We start from the raw sequence: 15,457 nt of genomic DNA, 5'->3' as shown, positions 1-15,457 counted from the left end.
CCCCGTCTATAGAAGCCCCAGTTGCTCTGCCGGGGCTTCTATCTCAAGTACAGGCAAGTCGGGCAACCCGGGTAAGCGCGTCATCAGTTGCTGATGAAAGCGTCGAGCCAACTGTGGCGCCAGGCGGTTATCCGAGGTGTGCAAAAACACATAAGGGCTCAAGCCCTGTTCGATCCAACTGGCGACCTTATCCAGCCAAGGCGCCATAAATGGATCATTCTCAAGCACCTCGGGATGGCCAATAAAGCGCAGTTGTGGCGCCTGGCTGAACGCCGTGGGTCGTGTGGGCAAACGCGGCTTCTTGTCTTGCGCATGGATAACGTGCGGCTCGCCGGAGTTGCAGCTGAACAGCGCTCGCGAATCCAGGCAAATGCGCTCCACGCCCTGATCAAGCAATAGGCGATTAAGCGCACGCTCCGCTTCACCCTTGGCAAAAAACTCAGGGTGACGCACTTCAATGGCCAGGGCCCGACCGCCAAAATGGCCTGAACCTGTGCCCCAGTGCTCGATCAACAGCGCCAGTTCAGCCAAACGTTGTGGGCCAAAGCTTGCAGGCAATTGCAACCAGTACGGCGCCACCCGTGCGCCCAGGGGGGCCAGCAGTGCGCGAAAATCATCCAGCGCCTGCAACTGCTCGCGCAGGTCATCGCAATGGCTGATATCCCGTGGCAATTTCGCGCAAAAGCGGAAGTGCTCAGGCATTGCCTCGGACCATTTGCTGATGGTTTCAACCGCTGGGCGCGCGTAAAAGGTGGTGTTGCCTTCGACTGCATTGAACAGCTGGCAGTAGTGCTTGAGGAAATCAGTCGGACGCGTGCCTTGGGCATAGATCGAGCCGCGCCAGGCGGCCTCGCTCCATGATGGGCAGCCAAGAAAATACGGTAACACTAGGCGTAGAGATCGAGACCCAGCACCTGCTGCGCATCGGATTCGGTAATGAATTGTGCGGTGGTGCTGTAACTGGCAATCGCTTGCGAGGCGCGACTGCTGATCGCCGGCTGTTGGTAGACCAGGTCCTGCGCCTGACTGGTACGACTCGGCGCGCTCTCGCTGGAAGCTTGCACCCGACGAATCTGCGGTGCAGTTTCAAAACCTTGGCTCGCACCCACTGCCGTCGGTTGTTCACGACGCGTCTCAGCCTCGCGCTGGGCTTCGCGATACGGGGTGACCGCAGTCCCCGAGCGAGGGCCACGATCTGGCGAGTATGGGACTATGGAGCCGTCTATACGCATTAACTATGAAACCTCTGAGAAGCCACTGCGCCGGGTATTGCTGGGGTGGCCCAGAAGGCTCCTCAACAACCTGATCATCAGTAACTACGGTGCTTGCAGCTGCAATCTAAACCTGTGTAAAGCACTTGGCAATCCACAAGTGACCAGCCGCGAGCTTTTCTGCTCAAACGGCCATATCCAAGCGACAGGCCAGTGTACGAACATAAAAGCCGGCCGACTCATTAGCTCGATGCTTTTGGCGTTGCCACCTGGTCACGCAGGTACACCGGTTGCGCGTCATCTGCAACCAGCGACTCGCCCCGCGCCCAGGCGAACTGGGCCAGCGCCAGCAAGTCTTGGGCATGGGGTAACATCGATGGAGCCTGGGCACTTGGCTTGATTGCAATGCGCTCGGCAAACGTGCCCCAGCCTGTCCCTGCAGCAAACCAGTCACCCGTGGCGCCGTCCGGCAGGCTGGCAAGCCCCGGAGCCATCACGGCTTCGCCCCCGACCACGCGCATTTCACCCTGCTGCGCCTGGTAACAGCCCCAATAGATCTCATCCATGCGCGCATCAATCGCTGCGGCAACTTGAACAGCGCCCTCCTCGCGCATGGCACGTTGCGCCAACACCGCCAGATTGGAGACAGGAATAACCGGTCGATCCAAGGCGAAGGCAAGGCCCTGCACCACACCGATAGCAATACGAATACCCGTGAACGCCCCGGGCCCGCGGCCAAACGCAATGGCATCGAGCGCCGACATGGGCAGGCTGGCCTCAGCCATCAAAGCCTTGATCATCGGCAACAGGCGCTGCGCATGCTGGCGCGGTATCACTTCGTAATGGCTGAGCACTTTGCCGTCGTGCAGCAAAGCAACCGAGCAAGCTTCGGTGGCGGTATCGAGGGCCAACAGGGTGGTCATGGCGGCGTCCGGCAAACAGATGGCCGCGCAGTATAAACGCTGGAGACAAGAAGCTGTAGGCGTGCAACCCTGAGAAACAACAACGGCCCGCCTAAGCGAGCCGTTGTTGGAATACAGGCCGGGTCGAGTTTAGACGGTCGTTTAAGACAGTGCAGCCAAGACCTTGGTGGTGATCTCATCGACTGAACCAACACCTGCGATGGCGCTGTACTTAGGCGTGCCTTCGGCAGCAGCCATCTTCTGGTAGAAGTCTACCAGCGGCTTGGTTTGCGAGTGATAGACCGACAGGCGATGACGTACTGTCTCTTCCTTGTCGTCTTCGCGCTGGATCAGCTCTTCGCCTGTTTCGTCATCCTTGCCGGCAACTTTCGGCGGATTGTATTCGGTGTGATACACACGGCCAGAGGCTGGGTGAACGCGACGACCAGCAATACGCTTGACGATTTCTTCGTCTTCAACGGCGATCTCGACCACGTAATCGATATTCACCCCTGCCTGCTTGAGCGCTTCTGCCTGGGGAATGGTGCGCGGGAAACCGTCGAACAGGAAACCATTGGCACAATCTTGCTGGGTAATGCGTTCTTTGATCAGGTCAATAATGATCTCATCGGAAACCAGGCCACCGCTGTCCATCACGCCCTTGACCTTGAGGCCAAGCGGGCTGCCGGCTTTTACCGCGGCACGCAGCATGTCGCCAGTCGAAATCTGTGGAATCGCGAACTTCTTGGTAATGAAGCCCGCTTGGGTACCTTTTCCGGCACCGGGCGCCCCTAGCAAAATCACGCGCATCGATGTGCTCCTCAAATTGTAAGTAATAAATCAGTGGACTCGCCTCTTGGGGCCAATCTCAGAATATTCAGGGCAGCCGCACACTTGCGCAACAAACTGCCAAAGGCCGATCAAGATACACAGCAGTCCCCCCCTGCACAAGCCACCGAAAGTCGGATACACCTCCAGCGGCTGCCAACCGGCATTCGGCTGCTTGGCGCTGCATCCCCCTTAAAACGGGGATGCAGCCTGCCCAGGGGGGCCATAGACCTGAATAAAACAGTTGCCGACTTAACCGGTATTGCGTAAACCGGCGGCAATACCGGCGACACTCACCAAAAGAGCCTGTTCCAGAGGGGTGTCTGCCTGATTTTCACGCATCCTCGAACGCGCCAATAACTCAGCCTGCAGCAGGTGCAGCGGGTCGAGATAGGTGTTGCGCACGGTGATCGACTCCAGCGTCTCCGGACTGTGACCGAGCAGTTGCGACTGCTGGGTCAGCCCGAGCACGCACGCGCAGGCCTGCGACAATAGGTCGCGTAAATGCGCACCCAAGGGCTGAAGTGCAGGATCAACCAACCGCTCATCGTAAAGGCCGGCGATGGCTTCATCAGCCTTGCTCAGCACCATTTCAAGCATGTCGATACGGGTGCGGAAGAACGGCCATTGCTCGCGCATTTGCGCCAGCAAGTCGGCTTCATTGCGTTGCAATGCGTTATTGAGCGCGCGGTCCCAACCCAGCCATGCCGGGAGCATAAGCCGGGTTTGAGTCCAGGCGAAAATCCATGGAATGGCCCGCAGGCTCTCGACACCACCGGCCCTGCGCTTCGCCGGACGGCTGCCCAAGGGTAGACGGCCCAGCTCCTGTTCAGGGGTTGCCTGGCGAAAATACTCAACGAACTCCGGCGTCTCCCGTACCACGGCGCGATAGCCTGCAACGCCATCGGCAGCGAGTTTATCCATCATTTCGCGCCAGGCCGGCTGCGGGGCTGGCGGTGGTAGAAGCGTAGCCTCGAGTACGGCAGCCAGGTACAGATTCAGGTTCTGCTCGGCAATATCCGGCAGTCCAAACTTGAAACGAATCATCTCGCCCTGCTCGGTGGTGCGAAAACGCCCTGCAACCGAGCCCGGCGGCTGCGACAGGATCGCCGCATGGGCAGGACCACCGCCACGACCCACCGTGCCGCCGCGGCCGTGAAATAACAGCAGTTCCACATCATGTGCCTTGCAAATATCAACTAGGGCTTCCTGCGCCCGGTACTGCGCCCAGGCGGCAGCGGTGGTGCCAGCATCCTTGGATGAGTCGGAATAGCCGATCATTACTTCTTGCGGGCCATGCAACCTGGCGCGATAGCCTTTTATGCCCAGCAGACGCTCGATCACCGGCCCTGCGTTGTCCAGGTCCGCCAGGGTTTCAAATAGCGGAACCACGCGCATGGGGCGCTGCAGCCCGGATTCCTTGAGCAATAGCTGCACCGCCAGCACATCTGAACATGCGCCCGCCATGGAAATCACGTATGAGCCCAGGGAGGCTGCTGGCGCCTGGGCAACTTCTCGGCAGGTTGCCAATACTTCAGCGGTATCCGCACTGGGCTTGAAGTGCTCCGGCAACAATGGACGGCGATTTTCCAGTTCGGTCAGCAAAAACTGCAAACGCCGGTCTTCATCCCACTCGGCATAGCTGCCCAGCCCGAGGTAGTCGGTGATTTCATTCAACGCCGCAGCATGTCGAGATGCATCCTGGCGCACGTCCAGCCGGACTAGAAACAGGCCAAATGTCGCCGCGCGGCGCAGACAATCCAGCAAAGGCCCATCGGCGATCACACCCATGCCGCATTCGTGCAGGGAGCGATAACACAGCTGCAGCGGCTCCAGCAGGTCGCGATTGTCGTGCAGAACCGCCTCGCTGGCCTGGGTTTGACTGTGCAATGCCTCTTGCGCCCAGCGACGTGTCGCCCGCAGACGCTCGCGCAACTGTTTAAGCAGCGCCCGATAAGGCTCTGCGGTTTTACCCACCGCAGCACAGAGTTCCGGGCTGGCCTCTTGCATCGACAGCCCAGCCGCCAACTGGTCGATGTCGCGCAGATACAGATCCGCTGCCATCCAGCGTGACAACAGGAGCACTTCGCGCGTGACCGCGGCGGTGACATTCGGATTACCATCGCGGTCACCCCCCATCCAGGAGGCAAAGCGTACCGGCGCGGCTTCAAGCGGCAAGCGGAAACCTGTGGCGCCCTGCAAGGCGATATCAGCCTGGCGCATAAAGTTGGGAACCGCCTGCCACAGCGAGTGCTCGATAACCGCGAAGCCCCATTTGGCTTCATCCACCGGCGTTGGCCGGGTACGACGGATTTCTTCGGTATGCCAGGCCTCGGCGACCAGCCGGCGCAAGCGCTCGCTGATCTGCTGACGCTCATTGTTGGTCAAGTCACTGTGATCTTGCTGCGCCAACTCAGCGGCGATGGCATCGTATTTTTGAATAAGGGTGCGCCGTGCAACCTCGGTCGGATGCGCGGTGAGCACCAGCTCGATATCCAAACGGCCCAACTGCCTGGCCAACTCGTCCTTGCCGTGGCCACCGCTGAGTAAACGCTGCAGCAACTCACCCAGGACACGCGACTCAAAGGGCTCTGGCTCGGCGCTGGTACGCCGGCGAATGCGGTGATATTGCTCAGCAATATTGGCCAGGTTCAGAAACTGGTTGAAGGCACGTGCCACCGGCAACAGTTCATCATCCTCAAGGTTATTGAGGGTCTCGCTTAGCTGCTGCGCGCCTTCTTTGGAGCCGCGTCGCGCCGCTTTTGCGCCCTTGCGGATACGCTCAATCTTGTCGAGAAACTCATCGCCGTACTGCGTGCAGATAGTCTGCCCAAGCAACTCGCCGAGTTGGTGGACGTTTTCGCGCAGGCGCGCGTCTATTTCAGCCATGCCAGTGCTCCCCGCTACGTCAAAAAGAGTGGTGCGTAAGCCAAGAGTGCCCCATTGCGGCAATCTCTTACAAGCGCACGACATCGAACTCAGCCGGACTATTTGCGGTCTAGTCTTGTGTAGTAGGCGTGCTTCAGAAAATCACGCCGAACCAAGATCGCACTGAAGCCTGCCACGAGCGGGCAAAGGATGAGTTAGTCATGAGAATTCGCGAACTGGTAGGCCATTGGGAACAGAACGCCAAGGGTCGCCTGACCCGCAGCCCTTATCAAATCCGCCTGGATGTCGAAGCTGCCGCGCGGGTGGCTGCGCTGGCGGAAATGTATCCCAAGCGTAGCCCGGAAGAACTGCTCGGTGAGCTGATTGGCGCCGCACTTGAGGAGCTGGAGGCCAGCCTGCCTTATGTAAAAGGCAGCCATGTGGTGGCGACCGACGAGCTAGGTGATCCATTGTTCGAGGACATTGGCCCTACACCGCGCTTTCTGGCCTTGTCTCGCAAATACCTGCATGACCTGAACGAGCAACTGAAAAGCGCGGATCACTAGCCGCTTGCAACCGAGACGTCAATGAATACGCCTGAGGTGCAAGCGGCCAGGGCAGATCAGCACAGCTGGCCGCGAAGGATTCAGTGATGGTCAGGGCATGACCTGCTGTGGTGTTTTTTCACCGATGCAGTGCACCGCCTGCTTGCGATTATTGACCAAGACCCCGGTCAGCCCTTTTTGCTCGGTATCGAACATCACCACAATACCGTCGACGCACTTGGCGACCTGTGAAGCAGGCTGCAGGGATACTTTGTAGTCCTCGCCCGGCACCGTCTTGAGCATGGTGAATTCAGACAAGAGCAAGGCATCCTGCGGCTTGGAAAATTGCACGTAACCGTAGTAGGTCAATACCGCGACAGTGGCGCAAACAGTGGCAACAGCGGTCAGAATCATTGGAATTGCAGGATCACGTTCAGTCATTGCGGACTCTCAGAGTTAGGAACTTCGGCTAAGCGGCGCAGGCCCTTGAAGCCTTGCGGGTCACTCATAAACAGCAGCAGCACTTCACGCCAGGTAGGGTAATTGAAGGTTTGCACATGACCACCACGGGTCAGCTGCAAGACCCTCGGCGCGGGCGCTGCCTGATACAGGCTTATTGCGTTGGATACCGGCACCACGGGATCATCGATACTGTGGTAAATCAGCAATGGTAAGCCTTTGAGCCTGGGAATTGCAGTAATTGCGCTTTCGTCATCGGGGACGAACTCGCTTAATGGCACTTGCAACAACCAAGTGAGCCAGGAGGTGCTCAGCACGTATTGGGCAACCTCACGGTAGCTGGCGGGGGTGCCGTCGATGATCAAGGCATCAAGCCTCTTGGCTTGTTGCGGGTGCTCGGCAAGATAATGCACGGCCAATGCACCGCCCAGGCTTTGGGCAAGCACGAACAAGGGTTTGCCGTGCACCTCGGCAGTATCGTCAAGCTGTGCAAATGCCGCATCAATGTCCTGATAAATCTCAGGCAGGCTCGGCTCACCCTCAGACAGGCCGTAACCGCGATAATCGAGCATCAATACCTGATAGCCCTGCTCAGGCAACCACCAGGGCGCACCCAGGTGCATGGCCATGTTGCCGCCGTTGCCATGCAGATAGAGAATAGTGCCCTTGACCTCCACTCCAGCCTTTGCCGGCAGCCACCATGCATTCAGGCGCGTGCCATCGGCGGCGACCAGGTATTCGTCGTGAAACGCCAGCCCGGCGCGCTCAGGAGTGAAGGGCAACCCCTTGGTGGGATAGAACAACAGCGAACTGCAACCTTGCAGCAGGACAATCACCAACAATACAAGCGCGCGCATCATTGGCCGCCTGCACGGACTTCTTCACGAGCCTTGTAGGTTGCCTCATAGATGCGCTCTGCCAGGCGTGAAAAAGGCAAGCTTTGAATCCATACGGTGCCGGTGCCCTTGAGCGTTGCAAGAAAGATCCCTTCTCCGCCAAACAGCATGCTCTTGAGCCCGCCAGCCAACTTGATATCGTAGTCGATGCCTGAGCTGAAGCCGACCAGGCAACCGGTGTCGAGGCGCAAGGTTTCATTATTCAACTCTTTGCGAATAACGGTGCCGCCCGCATGCAGGAACACCGGGCCATCGCCTTCAAGCTTTTGCAGGATGAAACCCTCGCCGCCAAAAAAACCGGCGCCCAGGCGCTTGTTAAAGCTGATGCCGATGGATGTACCACGCGCTGCGCACAGGAACGAATCTCGCTGGCAGACCAGCGAACCACCCACCTGGGCCAGTGAGACCGGCACCACGCTGCCCGGATACGGTGCGGCAAAGGCCACCCGTGCCTGCTTGTCACCCGTATTGGAGAAGTGCGTCATAAACATCGACTCACCGGTGACCATGCGCTTGCCCGCGCTCCACAACTTGCCCAGCAAGCCAGAGGATGAGCCATCGCCCATGCGGGTTTCAAAACGCACATCCTCGGTCATGTAGTTCAGCACCCCGGCCTCGGCAATCACCGTCTCCCCCGGGTCCAGAATCACCTCGACGCTTTGCGCCGAGTTACCAAGAATTTCGTACTCAAGTTCGTGGCTGTTCATTAAAAATCCTTAATACTGAACATATATTTTCAGATGTTCCTTAGACCGAAGATCTTAAACAGCCCTTTAATTATCCCCGCTACCAATACAAATCGTGGGCGTGGCGAGCGCAGGCCAGGCAAGACGCAGCCCTTCTGAAAAAGCGGAGTTTACTCCGGTAAATGAGCATTTTCGGGGGCAACTCAAACGCAGCATCAGCAAAGTACAGGACGCTACAGGATGTTGGCGTAGTCGGCCTCAATACGATCCAGGCTCAGGTTATTGAGGAAGTTGGAGAAACACATCCACGCCGACAAGGAGTTCAAGTCACTGAATTGTGGTGGCAGGTACTTGGGTGGCACCACCAGGCCTTCATCAACCAACTGGCGCAGGGTACGCATGTCTTCCAGCGTGGTCTTGCCGCAGAACAGCAGCGGGATCTGCTCCAGTTTGCCTTTGCGTACCGCAAGCTGGATGTAGTTGTAGATCATGATAAAGCCTTTCAGGTAGGAGAGATCCTTGGTGAAAGGCAAGCCCGTTGGCGTCGACCCACGAAAGGCCCGATTGGCATTGCTGTAGCTTTCTTCGAGGCTAAAGCCCTGCTCGCGATAAAACTCGAATACCTGCAGGAAATCAGCCCCCTCTTCGGCCATGTGGATGGCGCGGGTACGGTTGGTCAACTTGCGCAGGCGGGTTGGATACGAAGCGAAGCTGATCACCTCCATCAGGATTGCCAGCCCCTCCTGAGTCACGGTCGAGGACGGCGGGCCCTTGGCAAGGAAGGTGCAAATCGGCTGGTTCTGGCCGTTGAGGGTGGTTGCGACATGAACCAGTCCCTCATGGACCTCAAGCGCCTTGACGTCGCGCTCGTTGAACATCGCATCGGTACGAATCTTGATGTAATCCGCGCCGGCCGCTGCGTCCGCCAGGATACCGTCGGACTCGAATACGCGAATGGTATCCTCGTGCTCGCCGAACACCTTGTTCAGGCGATGCTGCAACAGATCGACCGCAGCCTTGGCGTTGAGATTCTTGGCCTCATCCTTCAAGTCGCCCCGGCTGTCGATGTTATTGAGAAACCCCGAGAACATGACGCCCAGGTCAGCCAGGGTGGGATCACCGGCATGGAATGCATCCGAGGCGGCGCCATAGAGGTCTTGCGAAATAAGGCCGAAGTCCTCGGTTCCGCGCGCTTCCAGCATGCGAATAACCATGCGGTACTCGCGGCACATGCGACGCATAATCTGGCCAACCGGGTTGAATTGCCCCAGCTGGCGGGTGATATCGCGTTCGATATTCTGAAATTCGAGCTTTTTTGCCGTCGCATCAAAGGCCAGCGGACGACTGTCATAGTAGGCCCGGTCGACCTTGGGCAGCATTTTTCCCTTGTGCTTGAGAAACTCGCTGCGGACGCTTTCGTCCCACTTCACCGCATCCAGTACCCGAATGGGCGTTTGCGCCTCGACGATCCTGTCTGACAACGCACGGACGATTAATTGATAATCATCCAAACCTACATGACTGTTCATCACTCCCTCGCGGCCTCAAGACCAGAATTACTCGGCTTCACGCTGAAAGCGCGCAACCTCGATAAACACGTCCGAATTGGCAGGATCATTCAGGTATGCAAAAACCTGCTCCATCGGCGAGGTGATCAGCACACCCTCGCCCACCGGCATTTCCACCATTTTGCCCTGCCACAGACCTTCTTCAAGCTCTTGCAGCATGCGTTCAACATCGAGACTGTACAACACCAGCTCATTGTTGCGCGTCAACTCAAAGCCGAGGATTACAAAATTGGCGCCCAAACGCTTGGGCAAGCCGGTCGACATATACCAGCGGCTACCATGATGAGCGACGGTGAAACCGTACTCCTCGACATCATCAAGATTATCCAGGCTGCCTTCGAAGCTTCTCGCCTTGTAGGTATTGGAGCCCGAGCGGCTGATTTCGAGGTACTGCAACTCTCCCCATTCGTTTTTGCGCGACCACTCGCCCAGCAACGGAATAGGCGCCGCTTCATTGGCCGGAATCGGATCTTTGAAGGTAACCAGGCAGCCACTCAACAACAGGAAGGACAAGGCGACCAACGCACGCCAGGCTTTCATTCAGCTCTCCTTGGGAAATCGGGTTGTGTACTGCTCCGATCGCTGCCACTCGATGCCCGGGCCCTTCGATGATCGCAGCCTGCTGGCTGCGATTGCTTAAACGCCCAGGACCAAATACAGATACCGTTTAAGAATGGCTAACATTGCTTCAATGTCCAGCGCATCAACGCCCTCGATAAGCCCTCGATATTCCATGCGCTCGACTGCAGTCGTCAAGAGTATTGCATCCTCGGCCGGATGCTTTGAGCCGATCATAGCGAAGAAACGTGTCGCTCCGTGCAAAACGATTTGCGCCTGGGCCCGCACCAGATCGTGCAAGCGGGGATTGAGCAACGCTTCGTGGCGAAATGCCTGCTCAGCCAGCAAGTGATCGCGACGGTCAATCAGTTGGCTGCGTACGAAGGCAACCGCCATCTGCGCCACTTCATCGGCAAAGGCCCGCAGCCTGGCTGGTGAACCATCAAAATGGCTCACGCGCTCTTGCAACAATGCGTCGTTGCTGCTCCACAGCTCGGTCTGGTTAGCCGCGCAACGCTCCACGAACAGAGTGAAGGTGTCGCTTATCAGGTCGTTGATATCTTTGAAGTAATAGGTGGTCGCTGACAACGGCACCTGCGCCTCGGCAGCCACAGCCCGGTGACGAACAGCGCGCACGCCATCGCGCACGATAATACGCAACGCTGCTTCAAGAATGGCTTGGCGGCGTTTCTCACTACCAGCCCTGCTGGCTTTACGTCCCTGGTATTGGATATTGTCGGTTACAGCAGTTGCTGCAAAGCTATCATCGTCTTGAGTCATTACGCGTTTCACAGGCAGACAGTCCTCTAACACATACGTATAAAAGAGTTTCGCGACCTTCCCTAGACTTATTGACTTCACCGGCAAGCCGTCGGTGTCCAGCTCTATGTATTGACCTTTGCGGGGGCTGGAAAGTTACACGGGGCTACGCAGCCTCATACTGCCCAACAATGCAGTTCATGCAGGTTCACTCAATAGACGAAGTGATATCACCTTGCGACACCTTGGCCCCAGAAGCAGAAAACCGCCCGAAGGCGGCTTTTGCTCAGCGTCTCACGCTTGCGGTCGCATGTGCGGGAATAGGATCACATCCCTAATTGAGGGCGCATCGGTCAGCAGCATCACCAGGCGGTCGATACCAATACCTTCGCCCGCAGTCGGCGGCATGCCATATTCCAGCGCGCGAACAAAGTCAGCATCATAGTGCATGGCCTCGTCGTCGCCGGCATCCTTATCCGCAACCTGCGCCATAAAGCGCTCGGCTTGATCCTCGGCATCGTTAAGCTCGGAATAGGCGTTGGCGATCTCACGTCCACCAATGAACAGTTCAAAGCGATCGGTGACGCTTGGGTCCTGATCATTACGCCGTGCCAAAGGCGAGACTTCGAATGGGTACTGGGTGATGAAGTGTGGCTGCTCCAGCTTTGGCTCAACCATCTCTTCGAAAATCATCACCTGCAACTTGCCCAAGCCTTCAAAGCCCAGCACCTTGGCGCCAGCCTTCTTGGCGATCTCACGGGCACTGTCAATGTCACGCAGCTGCTCGGCCGTCACATCGGTGTACTTGAGGATCGAATCGAATACCGACAGGCGCACGAAGGGTTCGCCAAAATGGAAGACCTTGCCCTGGTACGGCACATCTGTACTACCCAAGACCAGCTGGGCCAACTCACGGAACAGCTCTTCGGTGAGGTCCATATTGTCTTCGTAGTCGGCATAAGCCTGGTAGAACTCAAGCATGGTGAATTCTGGGTTGTGGCGGGTCGAGACACCTTCGTTACGGAAGTTGCGATTGATCTCGAATACCCGCTCAAAGCCACCGACTACCAGACGCTTGAGGTACAGCTCAGGCGCGATACGCAGGAACATCGGCATGTCCAGCGCATTGTGATGGGTTTCAAACGGCTTGGCTGCTGCACCACCCGGAATGGTCTGCAACATTGGCGTTTCGACTTCCAGGAAGTCGCGCTCAGCGAGGAATTTACGAATATGACTGATCACCTGCGAACGCACGCGGAAGTCCTGGCGGACCTCTTCATTGACGATCAGGTCAACGTAACGCTGGCGGTAACGCTGCTCGGTATCGGTCAGGCCATGGTGCTTGTCCGGCAGCGGACGCAGGGACTTGGTCAGCAGCCGCACGCTGGTCATTTCAACGTACAAGTCGCCCTTGCCCGAGCGCGCCAGGGTACCTTCGGCGGCAATGATGTCGCCCAGGTCCCAGGTTTTGACCGCCGCCAGGGTTTCCTCAGGCAGGGTTTTACGGTTGACATAGACCTGAATGCGCCCGGTCATGTCTTGCAGCACCATGAAGGAGCCACGGTTGAGCATGATACGACCGGCAACCTTGACTGGAATCGCGGCTTCAGCCAGCTCTTCTTTGGTCTTATCGACATACCGTTTCTGCAAGTCCGCGCAGTAGCTGTCGCGGCGGAAGTCGTTGGGGAAGGCAATGCCCTGCTCACGCACGGCGGCAAGCTTTTCTTTGCGCTGGGCAATCAGCTTGTTTTCTTCCTGTTGCAGATCGTGCTGGTCGATTTGTTCGTCGCTCATGGTCCTCCGTCTGTTCCTGTATTCGTAGGTGTTGCTGAGCGCAGCGATGCCCAACATCCGGCCTGCTTGACCGGTATCCTACGCAAATGCAGCGCCGCTCGTTGCCCCAGCTTAGCTGGATTCAACCTACATTGCGTTGTGTTGCACAGCCGCGCGAGCGAGGCTGTTTTTACAGTCCTTGCTTGAGACTGGCCTCGATAAAACCGTCGAGGTCGCCATCGAGTACCGCGTCGCAGTTGCTGTTCTCGATATTGGTGCGCAAATCCTTGATTCGCGACTGATCGAGCACATAAGAGCGAATCTGATGACCCCATCCGATGTCCGACTTGGAGTCCTCGAGCTCTTGCGAGGCCGCATTACGCTTTTGAATCTCTTGCTCGTACAGCTTGGCCCGCAACATTTTCATGGCGGTGTCTTTGTTGGCGTGCTGAGAACGCTCGTTCTGGCAGCTCACCACCGTGTTGGTCGGCACGTGGGTGATACGTACCGCAGAATCAGTGGTGTTCACGTGCTGACCACCGGCGCCGGAGGAGCGATAGGTATCAATACGCAGGTCAGCCGGATTGATCTCGATCTCGATGTTGTCATCGATTTCAGGCGAGACAAACACTGCTGTAAACGAGGTATGGCGACGATTGCCCGAGTCGAACGGACTCTTGCGCACCAGGCGGTGGACACCGATTTCAGTGCGCAGCCAACCAAAGGCGTACTCGCCCTTGATATGCACGGTCGCGCCTTTGATACCGGCGACTTCGCCAGCCGACAGCTCCATGATGGTCGCATCAAAACCGCGTTTGTCTGCCCAGCGCAGGTACATGCGCAGCAGCATATTGGCCCAGTCCTGAGCCTCGGTGCCGCCAGAGCCCGCCTGGATATCCAGATAAGCGTTATTAGGGTCCATTTCACCGCTGAACATGCGGCGGAACTCAAGCTTCTCAAGAATTTCACGCAGGCGTTCAACTTCGGTCGCTACATCATCAACTGCGCCCTGATCGTCTTCTTCAGCGGCCATTTCGAGCAAGTCGGCACAGTCGGCCAAGCCTGTCTGAAGGTCGTCCAGGGTCTCGACTATTAATGCAAGGGATGCGCGTTCGCGCCCCAAGTTCTGGGCGTACTCAGGGTCATTCCAGACATTTGGGTCTTCAAGCTCACGGTTTACTTCGACTAGACGATCATGCTTTTGATCGTAGTCAAAGATACCCCCGAATTGTCAGGGTGCGCTCGGAGAGGTCCTTGATGCTGTTAACGATCGGGTTGATTTCCATAGCTGGCGGGCACTCGCAGGTAAAACGTTCGAAAAGCCGACGATTATACCTGCTGTAGCGCGCCATCGACAGCCCGGTGTTTGTCCAGCGCTATTGCTCGACGCCAACCTGGTTACGACCGTTACCTTTGGCCCGATATAGCGCGTTGTCGGCCTTTTCGACCAGGGTCAATGAATCGCCCCCGGCGATAGGCATGATGGTTGCGACGCCAAGGCTCACGGTCACTGACGCCCCTTCCTGAGGCTGGCAGTGCGGAATATTCAGGGCCTCGACAGCACGGCGGACCTTTTCGGCCTGCAAGCGCGCGCCACCGGACGCCGTGCTTGGCAGAATCATCGCAAACTCTTCGCCGCCGTAACGGGCGACCAGATCGGAGGAGCGCGAACATGCGTCGGCTAGCGCAGCACCCACCCGGCGCAGCACGTCATCGCCAGCCACATGGCCAAACTGATCGTTATAGACCTTGAAATAGTCGACATCGATCATGATCAAGGACAATTGACTTTGCTCGCGAAGCGCCCGGCTCCACTCGATCTCAAGGTACTCGTCGAAATGCCGGCGATTGGCCAAACCGGTCAGGCCATCGGATTTCATCATGCGCTGCAGCACCAGATTGGCTTCAAGCAGCTGTTGCTGACTCTCACGCAAGGCTCGAAACGCCTCGTCCCGCTGCTGCAAGGCAATATAGGAACGCGAGTGATAGCGAATACGCGCGATCAATTCAATGGTGTCGGGCAGTTTCACCAGGTAGTCGTTGGCGCCGCTGGCAAAGGCGGCGCTTTTGACCTGGGGATCTTCCTTGGTCGAAAGCACGATAATGGGAATGTCCTGCAGGCTTGGCTCTGCTCGATATGCACCCAACAAGCTCAAACCATCAACCCCCGGCATGACCAGGTCTTGCAGAATCACCGTTGGCCTGATTTGCCGGGCAGTATCCACGGCCGAGTAGGGATCGGAGCAAAAGTGAAAATCAATGCCCTCCACGCCGCTCAGTGCACGACGCACTGCCTCGCCAATCATGGCTTTGTCGTCGACCAGCAACACCATCACAGCGTTGGTCGCTGCAGGATAGTCTTTGGCATCTATTAGCTTGGAATCGTGCATACCATCTCCAGACA

At 57.4% G+C, this 15,457-nt stretch carries 15 protein-coding genes; 1 reads left to right on the top strand and 14 read right to left on the bottom strand.

The features are described 5' to 3' along the window. Positions 1 to 6 precede the first annotated feature (6 nt). The 5 genes from PSES9_RS0105175 to ppc all read right to left on the bottom strand — a co-directional run bounded on the left by PSES9_RS0105175 (position 7) and on the right by ppc (position 5,830). On the bottom strand, positions 7 to 888 hold the full coding sequence (locus PSES9_RS0105175) for a DUF72 domain-containing protein (RefSeq protein ID WP_010484782.1): 882 nt from the start codon (positions 886 to 888) through the stop codon (positions 7 to 9). Continuing rightward, on the bottom strand, positions 888 to 1,232 hold the full coding sequence (locus PSES9_RS0105170; RefSeq protein ID WP_010484779.1) for a hypothetical protein: 345 nt from the start codon (positions 1,230 to 1,232) through the stop codon (positions 888 to 890). The genes PSES9_RS0105175 and PSES9_RS0105170 overlap by 1 nt, the downstream gene beginning before the upstream one ends. Before the next feature lie 221 nt (positions 1,233 to 1,453). Continuing rightward, positions 1,454 to 2,134, bottom strand: a complete 681-nt coding sequence (tsaB, locus tag PSES9_RS0105165) for a tRNA (adenosine(37)-N6)-threonylcarbamoyltransferase complex dimerization subunit type 1 TsaB (protein WP_010484777.1) — start codon at positions 2,132 to 2,134, stop codon at positions 1,454 to 1,456. 141 nt (positions 2,135 to 2,275) lie between these two features. After that, entirely contained in the window at positions 2,276 to 2,923 is a 648-nt protein-coding gene (adk, locus tag PSES9_RS0105160) for an adenylate kinase (RefSeq protein ID WP_010484776.1), read from the bottom strand. A 270-nt stretch (positions 2,924 to 3,193) separates the two neighbouring features. Continuing rightward, positions 3,194 to 5,830 carry a phosphoenolpyruvate carboxylase gene (gene ppc, locus PSES9_RS0105155; RefSeq protein WP_010484774.1) on the bottom strand — a complete coding sequence of 879 codons (2,637 nt, stop codon included), beginning with the start codon at positions 5,828 to 5,830 and terminating at the stop codon, positions 3,194 to 3,196. A gap of 200 nt (positions 5,831 to 6,030) precedes the next feature. Between ppc and PSES9_RS0105150 the strand changes: the two genes are divergently transcribed. Further along, entirely contained in the window at positions 6,031 to 6,375 is a 345-nt protein-coding gene (locus PSES9_RS0105150; RefSeq protein ID WP_010484772.1) for a hypothetical protein, read from the top strand. Positions 6,376 to 6,465: 90 nt separating this feature from the next. Here the strand turns inward: PSES9_RS0105150 and PSES9_RS0105145 are convergent, their stop codons facing one another. The 9 genes from PSES9_RS0105145 to PSES9_RS0105105 form a co-directional block, all read right to left on the bottom strand. After that, positions 6,466 to 6,795 (bottom strand): hypothetical protein, encoded by a 330-nt coding sequence (locus PSES9_RS0105145; protein ID WP_010484770.1) that lies wholly within the window; start codon positions 6,793 to 6,795, stop codon positions 6,466 to 6,468. Beyond that, on the bottom strand, positions 6,792 to 7,670 hold the full coding sequence (locus PSES9_RS0105140) for an alpha/beta hydrolase (protein WP_010484767.1): 879 nt from the start codon (positions 7,668 to 7,670) through the stop codon (positions 6,792 to 6,794). Before PSES9_RS0105140 ends, PSES9_RS0105145 begins: the two co-directional genes overlap by 4 nt. Then, complete coding sequence (locus PSES9_RS0105135; protein WP_010484765.1) at positions 7,670 to 8,416, bottom strand: TIGR00266 family protein; 747 nt, start codon at positions 8,414 to 8,416, stop codon at positions 7,670 to 7,672. Before PSES9_RS0105135 ends, PSES9_RS0105140 begins: the two co-directional genes overlap by 1 nt. A gap of 212 nt (positions 8,417 to 8,628) precedes the next feature. Next, entirely contained in the window at positions 8,629 to 9,924 is a 1,296-nt protein-coding gene (locus PSES9_RS0105130; RefSeq protein ID WP_029529381.1) for a flavohemoglobin expression-modulating QEGLA motif protein, read from the bottom strand. A 27-nt stretch (positions 9,925 to 9,951) separates the two neighbouring features. Further along, positions 9,952 to 10,503: a hypothetical protein gene (locus tag PSES9_RS0105125; protein WP_010484762.1), complete on the bottom strand. Its 552-nt coding sequence runs from the start codon at positions 10,501 to 10,503 to the stop codon at positions 9,952 to 9,954. A 96-nt stretch (positions 10,504 to 10,599) separates the two neighbouring features. Continuing rightward, positions 10,600 to 11,313, bottom strand: a complete 714-nt coding sequence (locus PSES9_RS0105120) for a TetR/AcrR family transcriptional regulator (protein ID WP_029529380.1) — start codon at positions 11,311 to 11,313, stop codon at positions 10,600 to 10,602. 261 nt (positions 11,314 to 11,574) lie between these two features. Next, complete coding sequence (gene lysS / locus PSES9_RS0105115) at positions 11,575 to 13,074, bottom strand: lysine--tRNA ligase (RefSeq protein ID WP_010484758.1); 1,500 nt, start codon at positions 13,072 to 13,074, stop codon at positions 11,575 to 11,577. A gap of 169 nt (positions 13,075 to 13,243) precedes the next feature. Continuing rightward, positions 13,244 to 14,339 (bottom strand): peptide chain release factor 2 gene (prfB, locus tag PSES9_RS24800; protein WP_138943017.1). Its coding sequence is split into 2 segments (ribosomal slippage): positions 13,244 to 14,266 and positions 14,268 to 14,339, totalling 1,095 coding nucleotides; the frame shifts between segments, so codons are not numbered across the junction. Between the two features lie 90 nt (positions 14,340 to 14,429). After that, positions 14,430 to 15,443: a diguanylate cyclase gene (locus PSES9_RS0105105; RefSeq protein WP_010484755.1), complete on the bottom strand. Its 1,014-nt coding sequence runs from the start codon at positions 15,441 to 15,443 to the stop codon at positions 14,430 to 14,432. Between the last annotated feature and the right edge of the window lie 14 nt (positions 15,444 to 15,457).

The organism is Pseudomonas sp. S9 (genome assembly GCF_000222125.1).
Taxonomy (GTDB): domain Bacteria; phylum Pseudomonadota; class Gammaproteobacteria; order Pseudomonadales; family Pseudomonadaceae; genus Aquipseudomonas; species Aquipseudomonas segetis.
This window is presented reverse-complemented; position numbering and strand designations above follow the sequence as displayed.

Excerpts from the sequence above, each read along its gene's own strand:
- PSES9_RS0105170 (WP_010484779.1), bottom strand. The coding sequence starts at position 1,232 with ATGCGTATAGACGGCTCCATAGTCCCATACTCGCCAGATCGTGGCCCT.
- tsaB (WP_010484777.1), bottom strand. The coding sequence starts at position 2,134 with ATGACCACCCTGTTGGCCCTCGATACCGCCACCGAAGCTTGCTCGGTT.
- adk (WP_010484776.1), bottom strand. The coding sequence starts at position 2,923 with ATGCGCGTGATTTTGCTAGGGGCGCCCGGTGCCGGAAAAGGTACCCAA.
- ppc (WP_010484774.1), bottom strand. The coding sequence starts at position 5,830 with ATGGCTGAAATAGACGCGCGCCTGCGCGAAAACGTCCACCAACTCGGC.
- PSES9_RS0105150 (WP_010484772.1), top strand. The coding sequence starts at position 6,031 with ATGAGAATTCGCGAACTGGTAGGCCATTGGGAACAGAACGCCAAGGGT.
- PSES9_RS0105145 (WP_010484770.1), bottom strand. The coding sequence starts at position 6,795 with ATGACTGAACGTGATCCTGCAATTCCAATGATTCTGACCGCTGTTGCC.
- PSES9_RS0105140 (WP_010484767.1), bottom strand. The coding sequence starts at position 7,670 with ATGCGCGCGCTTGTATTGTTGGTGATTGTCCTGCTGCAAGGTTGCAGT.
- PSES9_RS0105135 (WP_010484765.1), bottom strand. The coding sequence starts at position 8,416 with ATGAACAGCCACGAACTTGAGTACGAAATTCTTGGTAACTCGGCGCAA.
- PSES9_RS0105130 (WP_029529381.1), bottom strand. The coding sequence starts at position 9,924 with ATGAACAGTCATGTAGGTTTGGATGATTATCAATTAATCGTCCGTGCG.
- PSES9_RS0105125 (WP_010484762.1), bottom strand. The coding sequence starts at position 10,503 with ATGAAAGCCTGGCGTGCGTTGGTCGCCTTGTCCTTCCTGTTGTTGAGT.
- lysS (WP_010484758.1), bottom strand. The coding sequence starts at position 13,074 with ATGAGCGACGAACAAATCGACCAGCACGATCTGCAACAGGAAGAAAAC.
- PSES9_RS0105105 (WP_010484755.1), bottom strand. The coding sequence starts at position 15,443 with ATGCACGATTCCAAGCTAATAGATGCCAAAGACTATCCTGCAGCGACC.